The organism is Stenotrophomonas sp. UBA7606 (assembly GCF_002477705.1).
Taxonomy (GTDB): Bacteria; Pseudomonadota; Gammaproteobacteria; order Xanthomonadales; family Xanthomonadaceae; genus Stenotrophomonas.
In genome coordinates, this window is record NZ_DLJW01000050.1 from 22,039 (window position 1) to 30,074 (window position 8,036).

At 66.7% G+C, this 8,036-nt stretch carries 9 protein-coding genes; 7 read left to right on the forward strand and 2 right to left on the reverse strand.

Going from position 1 to position 8,036, the window contains the following annotated elements; genetic code table 11:
* Nucleotides 1–31 precede the first annotated feature (31 nt).
* Both B2527_RS07595 and B2527_RS07600 read right to left on the reverse strand, forming a co-directional pair.
* Nucleotides 32–391, reverse strand: coding sequence for a hypothetical protein (locus B2527_RS07595; RefSeq protein WP_293707553.1), 360 nt, complete (start codon nucleotides 389–391; stop codon nucleotides 32–34).
* The gene (locus B2527_RS07600) at nucleotides 388–1,308 is read right to left on the reverse strand and encodes a hypothetical protein (RefSeq protein WP_293707555.1); all 921 of its coding nucleotides are present in this window, start codon (nucleotides 1,306–1,308) and stop codon (nucleotides 388–390) included. Before B2527_RS07600 ends, B2527_RS07595 begins: the two co-directional genes overlap by 4 nt.
* Before the next feature lie 169 nt (nucleotides 1,309–1,477).
* Between B2527_RS07600 and prmA the strand changes: the two genes are divergently transcribed.
* From prmA to purD, 7 genes are all read left to right on the forward strand, one after another.
* Entirely contained in the window at nucleotides 1,478–2,392 is a 915-nt protein-coding gene (prmA, locus tag B2527_RS07605; RefSeq protein ID WP_293707556.1) for a 50S ribosomal protein L11 methyltransferase, read from the forward strand.
* Between the two features lie 29 nt (nucleotides 2,393–2,421).
* On the forward strand, nucleotides 2,422–3,180 hold the full coding sequence (locus tag B2527_RS07610; protein WP_293707558.1) for a DUF3426 domain-containing protein: 759 nt from the start codon (nucleotides 2,422–2,424) through the stop codon (nucleotides 3,178–3,180).
* Between the two features lie 102 nt (nucleotides 3,181–3,282).
* Entirely contained in the window at nucleotides 3,283–3,555 is a 273-nt protein-coding gene (gene fis / locus B2527_RS07615; RefSeq protein ID WP_293707560.1) for a DNA-binding transcriptional regulator Fis, read from the forward strand.
* A 205-nt stretch (nucleotides 3,556–3,760) separates the two neighbouring features.
* Nucleotides 3,761–5,344: a bifunctional phosphoribosylaminoimidazolecarboxamide formyltransferase/IMP cyclohydrolase gene (gene purH / locus B2527_RS07620; RefSeq protein WP_293707561.1), complete on the forward strand. Its 1,584-nt coding sequence runs from the start codon at nucleotides 3,761–3,763 to the stop codon at nucleotides 5,342–5,344.
* 22 nt (nucleotides 5,345–5,366) lie between these two features.
* Complete coding sequence (locus tag B2527_RS07625; RefSeq protein WP_293707563.1) at nucleotides 5,367–6,194, forward strand: hypothetical protein; 828 nt, start codon at nucleotides 5,367–5,369, stop codon at nucleotides 6,192–6,194.
* A complete protein-coding gene (locus B2527_RS07630; protein ID WP_293707564.1) occupies nucleotides 6,194–6,604 on the forward strand; it encodes a hypothetical protein in 411 nt (136 codons plus the stop codon). Before B2527_RS07625 ends, B2527_RS07630 begins: the two co-directional genes overlap by 1 nt.
* Nucleotides 6,605–6,625: 21 nt before the next feature.
* On the forward strand, nucleotides 6,626–7,912 hold the full coding sequence (gene purD, locus B2527_RS07635) for a phosphoribosylamine--glycine ligase (protein WP_293707566.1): 1,287 nt from the start codon (nucleotides 6,626–6,628) through the stop codon (nucleotides 7,910–7,912).
* Nucleotides 7,913–8,036: the final 124 nt, after the last annotated feature.

Here is an 8,036-nt window from a genome sequence, read left to right on the forward strand (position 1 = left end):
CGCCTTTTTTGTGCCTGATGCAGCTGCCGATCTACTCGGCCTCCACCACGGTCCCATCAACCGGCTCGGTGCCCAACGGAGAAGCCGGGTCCACCACCGTCACCGTCTCCACCGAACCATCCGGCCAGACGATCTGGAAACTGGCCCCCGGCTGCAACGTGGAAAACGGCAGCCCGCTCTGTGCCCGGTAGACCGCGGCTGCCTGGCTGGCACCGGCGCGGCGCAGGTCGGCATCGGAGCGCACATTGGTCAGCTTGATCTTGGACAGGTTGCGGTAACGCGCCTCGTAGGTATCGATCAGCACCACGCCCACGGCACCGGCCGAATACGCCACCAGCAACACCACCCACACCCAGAATTTGGCCCCATGCAGAAAGCGGCGATAGTTCATTGTTGTGCTCCCGGCTTGCGGATGAGGCTGTTGACCATGTTGTTCATTGTTTCCACACCTTGTCTCGGCACTGCTGCGTCGTACACGAAGGTTTCAAAATCCTGGCGGGGGTTGCGCGAACACACACCGCCGTTGGCGCAATAAGCCGTCATCAATGCGCTGTCCGGGCCGCATGCCAGACCCAGCCGGCAGGCAGCTACCTGCCATGCCAGTTGGCTCAGCTGCGTGCCCGACACCTTCCCTGCATACGCCTCATCGCCCGATGCCGCCACCCCCATGGCCGGTGAAATCGCCAGAAATGCTTCCGGGTCCTGCGCGTTCAGCACCCGCTCCACCAATCCCCGCTGGTAGTCCGCGTCCGCCTGCAGCGGCTGCCCCATCGCCAGCAACGCGGCCTCGGCGGCCAAGCTGCCAGCCTTGGCTGCCGCCTGCCGCTGCTGGGCCGACAAAGCGCTGCCCAGGCCGTCGGCGGCAGTGAATCCCTCGCAGCCCTGGCGCACCCGCTCCCGCGCCGCCAGCAAGCCCGGTGCGGCATCAAGCTTGAGCGAGGCCAGAAGGGGCGCGTCCGCAGCGTATGCCAAGGGATCCATCGCATAGGCACCGCAATAGTCATAGATGCGGCTGAGCATCCAGGTGGCATCCGCATCACCCGTGGCTGCAGCGGTGCGCAACTGGCGGGCATAGCTGAACAGGCCTTGCCCGCGCTCAAAGCCGGCGCGTGGGTCCAACGCAAGCCCAGGCCCCACCCTGCTGCTGTCGGCATGTTCCGGCAGCGGGGGGGACGGCGTGACTACCGCCATCAGCGGCGCGTTGCCGCCCGACTCCGGTGCCATTTCTTCTCCCTCCGCCCCCAGCCCAGCGCCAGCACTGCGCCAGCCCATCGCCGCGGCCAGTACCGCCAGTGGCAACAGGAGCAAGTACCTGGGTTTTCTGGCCAGCAAAGAAAACATCAGCAAAGCCAATTGGGATGGGTAGGGGAACAACGTCAAGTGTAGCAATACCCGCGGTTTCAACGGCCCACCCGCGCAATCATTGCCCGGCTCGTCTAGGATGCGTGCCCTGTCCCGCTGTTGCTGCACTGCCGCCATGCCCTTCCTCGAACTGACCCTGCGCTGCACCGAAACCACCCAGCCCCGTTACGAGAACGCCCTCGACGACGTCGGCGCGCTGGCGGTGACCATGCTCGATGCCGATGCTGACACCAGCAACGAGCGCGCGATCCTGGAGCCGGGCGTGGGCGAAACCCCGCTGTGGAACGAGCTGACCCTGAGCGCGCTGTTCCCGGCCGATACCAATGCGCTGGCCTTGCTGGCCGCGCTGGAAGCCTTCGATCCGGGCCTGGACTGGACCCACGCCAGCTTCCGCGCCGTGCAGGACGAAGACTGGGAACGCGCCTGGCTGGACCAGTTCCAGCCCATGCAGTTCGGCCAGCGCACCTGGATCGTGCCGTGGAACCACGACCTGCCGGAAGCCGCACAGGCCGCCGACGCCGCCATCGTGCGGCTGGACCCGGGCCTGGCCTTCGGCTCGGGCACCCACCCGACCACCGCGCTGTGCCTGCGCTGGCTGGACCAGCTCTCGGCCGACGGCGAGCTGGCCGGCAAGACCGTACTCGATTTCGGCTGTGGCTCCGGCATCCTGGCGCTGGCCGCGCTGAAGCTCGGCGCCGCCGCCGCGGTGGGCGTGGACAACGACCCGCAGGCATTGATCGCCACCCACGACAACGGTGAGCGCAATGGCGTGCATATTGCCGCCTACCTGCCGGAAGACGAGCCGGTCGCCACCTACCCGGTGGTGGTGGCCAACATCCTGGCCTCGGCACTGGACGCGCTCGCCGAACTGCTGGCCGCCCGCGTGACAGCCGGCGGCCGGATCGCCCTGTCCGGCATCCTGCATGGTCAGGAAGATGAACTACTTCAGCGTTACGCGGCGTGGTTTGACCAACTGGAGGCCACCCAGGATGGCGACTGGATGCGCATCACCGGCGTGCGCCGTGCTTGAATGGGGGCAGTGCCTCGGCCTGTGCTGCCATGACTGACGAAACCACGCCCTCGCGCCCTTCGCTGGCCACCTTCCTGCAAGCTGCGCCCAAGCCCACCGGCGCAGCGGCGGCGGCCGACGCCGTGCCGGCGCCAACCATCGTGGAGCCTGCAGCAGAAGCCACGTTGGAACTGCCGCTGGCCGACGACGAACCGGCGGCGCAGGGCTACGCCGATCAGGATGGCGAGCACCCGGCTGCGGATGCACCTACCGCCACCACCCAGGCGACCACCGCCCCCAGTTTCCTGCGCACCGCCACCGCCGCCAAGGCACCCGCGCCGGCCACACCGCGCTGGCAATGGGGTCTGGTCGCCGGGCTGGTGCTGTTGCTGGGCGTGCAGGTAGTGATTGCCGACCGTGCCCGCCTGGCCGCCGATGCCGGTACCCGGCCATGGGTGGCCGGCCTGTGCACCGTGCTGCGCTGCAGCCTGCCAGCCTGGCATGAGCCGGCGGCATTCAGCATGCTCAGCCGTGACATCCGCCCGGTGCCCGGCCAGGCCGGTGCGCTGCAGGTCCAGGCCAGCTTCCGCAACGACGCCCGCTGGGCACAGGCGTGGCCGGCGCTGCGGCTGTCGCTGTCCGACGCCGACGGCCGGGTCATTGGCCGCCGCACCCTGCAACCGGCGCAATACCTTGGCGCGGGTGCCGATCCACAGGCACGGCTGGAGCCAGGACAGAGCGCGCAGGTGTCGTTCCGGCTACGTGAGCCGGCCGCCGCCACGGTCGCCTACAGCTTCGAATTCCAGTAACAGCGGGTCGCTGGCGTGGCAGGGCGGCCGCCCACGCGCTAGACTCCCTCCCCCACGCCGGACCAGCCAACGCCCGGCATCGTCGAACTTGCGGGAACTCCCTTGAACGCTGCCCCCACCCGTCCTGACATCAGTCGTGGCGCTCCGAAGCCGCCGCTTCGTGAACATGTCGCCCAGTCCGTACGGCGCTATCTGCGCGATCTTGATGGCTGTGACGCCGACGATGTGTACGAGATCGTGCTGCGCGAGATGGAAATCCCGTTGTTCGTGGAAGTACTCAACCACTGCGAAGGCAACCAGAGCCGCGCCGCGGCGTTGCTGGGCATCCACCGCGCCACCCTGCGCAAGAAGCTGAAGGAATACGGGCTGGCGTAAAGCCGCCGCTCCAACTGTAGAGCCGAGCCATGTTCGGCTGAAACGCTACAGGTAATCCCCGCCGTCGTGCATTGCCGGGAAGGCCTCTGCCGAGCATGGCTCGGCACTACGGTTGGGCATCCCAGGGTTACAACTGGTATCTCCCGGCCACGGATGTGACCGCGCGGCTACAATACGGGCCCGCTTCCGCTTCCCCTGCCTCCCCATGTCTGCTGATCTGCTGCCCGTCCGCCGGGCCCTGCTGTCCGTTTCCGACAAGACCGGTCTGGTCGAACTGGCCCGTGCCCTGGCTGCCCGCAACGTCGAGCTGCTGTCCACCGGCGGCACCGCCAAGGCAATCCGCGAGGCCGGCCTGCCGGTCAAGGACGTGTCCGATGTCACCGGCTTCCCGGAGATGATGGACGGCCGGGTCAAGACCCTGCACCCGATGGTGCACGGCGGCCTGCTCGGCCGCGCCGGTACCGATGACGCGGTGATGGCAGAACACGGCATCGCCGCGATCGACCTGCTGGTGCTGAACCTGTACCCGTTCGAATCGGTTACCGCCAAGGCCGACTGCACGCTCGCCGACGCGGTGGAGAACATCGACATCGGCGGCCCGGCGATGCTGCGCAGCGCGGCCAAGAACTTCGCCCGCGTCGCCGTGGCGACCAGCCCGGACCAGTACGACGCACTGCTGGCCGAGCTGGCCAGCAACGACGGCAAGCTGTCCGCCGCCAAGCGCTTCGAACTGTCGGTAGCCGCGTTCAACCGCGTTGCCCAGTACGACGCGGCGATCAGCAACTACCTGTCGGCAGTGACCGATACCAGCGCTGCGGTGCCGGTGCGCAATGAATACCCGGCGCAGATGAATTCCTCCTTCATCAAGGTCATGGACCTGCGTTACGGCGAGAACCCGCACCAGAGCGGCGTGTTCTACCGCGACCTGTATCCGGTGCCGGGCACCCTGGCCACCTTCGTGCAGCTGCAGGGCAAGGAGCTGAGCTACAACAACCTGGCCGACGCCGATGCCGCATGGGAATGCGTGCGTCAGTTCGAGGTGCCGGCCTGCGTCATCGTCAAGCACGCCAACCCGTGTGGCGTGGCCGTGGCTGCCGATGTCGGCGCCGCCTACGAGATGGCCTACAACACCGACCCGACCAGCGCCTTCGGCGGCATCCTCGCCTTCAACCGCACGCTGGACGCGGCAACCGCCAAGACCATCCTCGACCGCCAGTTCGTCGAAGTGCTGATCGCACCGGATTACGAGCCGGCCGCGCTGGACTACGCCACCAAGAAGGCGAACGTGCGCGTGCTGCGCATCCCGGCCGGTGACGCCCGCAACAACTACGACACCAAGCGCATCGGTTCGGGCCTGCTGGTGCAGAGCGCCGACAACCGCGGCATGCGCGCCGACGAACTGAAGACCGTCACCCAGCGCGCGCCGACTGCCGCTGAAACGCGCGATCTGCTGTTCGCCTGGCGCGTAGCCAAGTACGTCAAGTCCAACGCGATTGTCTACGCCAAGGACGAGCGCACGATTGGTGTGGGCGCTGGCCAGATGAGCCGTGTCTACTCGGCCCGCATCGCCGGCATCAAGGCCGCCGACGCAGGCCTGGTAGTACCGGGTTCGGTGATGGCATCGGATGCGTTCTTCCCGTTCCGCGACGGCCTGGACGCCGCCGCCGAAGCCGGCATCACCGCGGTGATCCAGCCGGGTGGTTCGATGCGTGACAACGAAGTGATCGCCGCTGCCGACGAACATGGCATCGCCATGGTGTTCACCGGCGTGCGCCACTTCCGTCACTGATTCCGTCACAGAGAGCTGGCACATGGCGACCAGGGTTTTCCCGCGTTTGATTTCCCTGCTCGCCATCGCCCTGCTGGCTGCGTGCCAGCAGGGCGCGCCCGCACAGAACGACGCTGCTGCAGCGAAGACCAAACTCAGCTACGAGGCCGGGGTGATGGCGGTGCTGCAGGAGCGCTATGGCAATGCCGTGCAGTTGCAGGGGCAATGGACGCAGCAACTGAGTGATGCCGATCTGGGGCAGGCCCGCCAGGTGCATCGCGACATCTGCGCCGACCAGAGCATCAGCGTGCAGAACGGCAACTACCGCATGCTGGCGATCTGCACCACGTACGACAACGCCAGCCCGATCGAACTGGGCAGCACCGATTTCATCGTCCTGCAGCGCGCCGCCGACGACGGCGTCAGCGTCGCCGCCGAACTGCTCGGCCAGGGCAGCGGCACCGGCGGCAAACCGGGCACCGTCAACACGCTGCAAATGGGCGCAAATGCCTGGGGCTTCCAGGTTGACGACGAACTGGTGGTGGTTGGCGCAGCAATGCGCAATCGCGCCTGGTACGTATTCGACGGCGACAAGAGCTTGTCCAGCGCAGGCTGGCTGCGCAGCCATCTGGATGATCGTAATGCGATCGACTGCAATGGCTCCGGCCACTGTTCGCATGGGCGCCTGGACCTGAACTTCGACGCGGCACCCGACAACAGCCAGCCGCAGCTTGCTTACTGGCCGCTGCGCGTGCAGGAGAAAGGCCGGGGCTGTGCAGGTGCAGTGAACAAGAGCCACAGCATCGCTTACGACACTACGAAATCGCGCTACCTGATTCCTTCCACCATGCAGCTGGAGGCTTGCAACTGATGCGTTATGCCCTTCTCGCAGTCGCGGCCAGCCTTTGTGCAGCGCTGCTCGCCGGCTGCGGCAGCAGCACGCTGACCGACGCCCAGCACACCGCACTCGCCACGCTCGGCAAGCAATTGCCGGCGCCCTACCGCGATGGACTGATCACCACCTCGGCACATCGCCATGGCGAGGACATCGTGTTCGTGGTGAGCTTCCCCGACGCCAGCGTGGCCATGGCCAAGGCCAAGCCCGACGTGGTCGAAGCATTGCGCCGTGACGAGGACGAAGCCATCACCGAGCTGTGCATGGAACCGGCATTGGCCCCGGTCTATGCAGCAGGTGGTGGTGTCCGCCGCCGCTTCGTGGATGCCAACGGCGCGGTGTTCTTTGAAGTCGAGCTGAAAGCCAAGCATTGCACCCCCCATTGATGCCCCACAGGAACTGACCCCATGAAAATCCTCGTCATCGGCTCTGGCGGCCGCGAACACGCACTTGCCTGGAAGCTGGCGCAATCGCCGCGCGTGAGCGAAGTGATCGTCGCCCCCGGCAACGCCGGCAGCGCCACCGAAGGCAAGTGCCGCAATGTCGCGATCAAGGTCAACGACATCGATGGCCTGCTGAAACTGGCGCAGGACGAGGCCGTGGGCCTGACCGTGGTAGGCCCGGAAGTGCCGCTGGTACTGGGTGTGGTCGATCGCTTCCGCGAAGCCGGCCTGCGCATCTTCGGCCCAACCGCGGCTGCCGCGCAGCTGGAAGGCAGCAAGGCCTTTGCCAAGGATTTCCTTGCCCGCCACGGCATTCCCACCGCGTATTACGCCGTGCATACGGAAGTGGACGCAGCGCTGGCCTACCTGCATGAAAAGGGCGCGCCCATCGTGATCAAGGCCGACGGTCTTGCCGCCGGCAAGGGCGTGATCGTGGCGATGACGATGGCAGAAGCCGAAGCTGCCGTGCACGACATGCTCAGCGGCAATGCCTTTGGCGATGCCGGCGCACGGGTGGTGATCGAGGAGTTCCTCGAAGGCGAGGAAGCCAGCTTCATCTCGATGGTCGACGGCCGCATCGCGCTGCCGATGGCCACCAGCCAGGACCACAAGCGCGTGGGCGATGGCGACACCGGCCCCAATACCGGCGGCATGGGCGCTTATTCGCCGGCACCGGTGGTGACCCCGGACGTGCATGCGCGGGTGATGCGCGAGGTGGTGGAGCCGACCGTGGCCGGCATGATCGCCGACGGTGTGCCGTTCACCGGCTTCCTCTATGCCGGCCTGATGATCGATGCCAGCGGCGCGCCCAAGGTGATCGAGTTCAATGTGCGCTTTGGTGATCCGGAAACCCAGCCGGTGATGCTGCGCCTGCAGTCGGACCTGGTGGATCTGGTCGAAGCCGCCATTGATGGCGCGCTGGCCGGCGTGGAAGCGCAGTGGGACCCGCGTCCGTCGCTCGGTGTCGTGCTTGCCGCCAAGCCGTATCCGGAAACGCCGATCACCGGTGATGTGATCAGCGGCCTGGGCGATGTGCCGGCCAGTGCCAAGGTCTTCCATGCCGGTACCGCACTGGATGCTGACGGTAATGTGGTCAGTGCCGGCGGCCGTGTGCTGTGCGTGGCAGCGCTAGGTGACAGCGTTGGTGATGCGCAGAAGCATGCGTATGCAGGTGTAGCCAAGATCCACTGGGCCAACGAGTTCCACCGCAACGATATCGGCTGGCGCGCGATCGCGCGCGAGCAGCAGTAAGCGAAGGCTCACCCCTCCCCAACCCTCCCCTGCGCCTGCGGCGCAAGGGAGGGCGCAGAAATGTAGTGCCGAGCCATGCTCGGCAAAGGCTCTACCGATAATGCCTCAGCCGAGCATGGCTCGG